Consider the following 1,135-nt stretch of genomic DNA (forward strand, 5'->3'; position numbering starts at 1 on the left):
CACGCCGCCGCCAGCCACCCCTACCGCCCCGACGCCCCCGCAGGCGCCCGACCACACCCGCAAGGCCGAGCCCAACGCATCGCATCCCTCGCCCGCCGACCAGCCGGGCGTCGTCTCCCGTCCCGTCGTGAAGACGCAAAGCGACGTCTTCTATCGCCCGACGATCCATTTTTCCCCTGTCACCGGCTTCATGAACGATCCGAACGGGCTGATCTTCGACGGCACGTACTATCATCTGTATTATCAATATGATCCGTTCGCGCCCTATGCCGGCCGGGTCCATTGGGGCCATGCCACCAGCACCGACCTGCTGCACTGGCAGGACCGGCCCATCGCCATCCCCGAAACCAGGGACGGCGAGGCTTATAGCGGCTGCACGGTGCTGGACGCGAAAAACGCCTCGGGCCTGTTCGATGCCGGCCAGGGCGGCATGGCCGCGATCTATACGCGCGCCAGCCCGCACCGGCAGGCGCAATATCTCGCCATCAGCCGCGATAACGGACAGAGCTTCACGGAATACGCCCATAACCCGATCCTGGATATCGGCAGCAACTCCTTCCGCGACCCGCAGGTGATGTTCCACAAGCCCACCAATCAATGGGTCATGGTCGTCGCGAAGTCACGCCTGCACCAGATCGCGTTCTACGCCTCGATCGACCTGATCCATTGGGTGCATCTCAGCGATTTCGGCCCGTCCGGCCTGTTCGGCGTCGATTATGAATGCCCGAACCTGATCGAAATGGCGCTCGAAGGCGGCGGCACGCGCTGGGTGCTGTTCGTCTCGGTCAACCCGGGCGGCCCGACCGGCGGCAGCATCACGCAATATTTCGTGGGGCAGTTCGACGGCACGCGCTTCGTCCCCGACGACACCGTGATCGGCCTGACCGATTTCGCCAAGGACGCCTATGCAATGCAGGTCTACGGCAACATGCCGCGTGACGAGGCCGTGACCATCGCCTGGCTCGGCAACTGGCAATATTGCCAGGAACTGCCGACGCAAAGCTGGCGCGGCATCATGACCCTCCCGCGCACCATGACGCTGCGACGCGATTTCGCCGGCTGGATCCGCCTGGCGCAGAACCCGCGCGGGCTGGAGGCCCTGCGCGGCCCGGCCATTCCCTTCGCGGCCCGGCGC

General features: G+C 65.4%; 1 protein-coding gene. It reads left to right on the top strand.

What is annotated here, in order from left to right:
• Positions 1-1,135 (top strand): glycoside hydrolase family 32 protein (locus tag HUK84_RS19460; RefSeq protein WP_218064477.1); only part of this gene is annotated, 1,135 nt, incomplete at both ends.

Source organism: Nguyenibacter vanlangensis, assembly GCF_013376155.1.
GTDB lineage: Bacteria > Pseudomonadota > Alphaproteobacteria > Acetobacterales > Acetobacteraceae > Gluconacetobacter > Gluconacetobacter vanlangensis.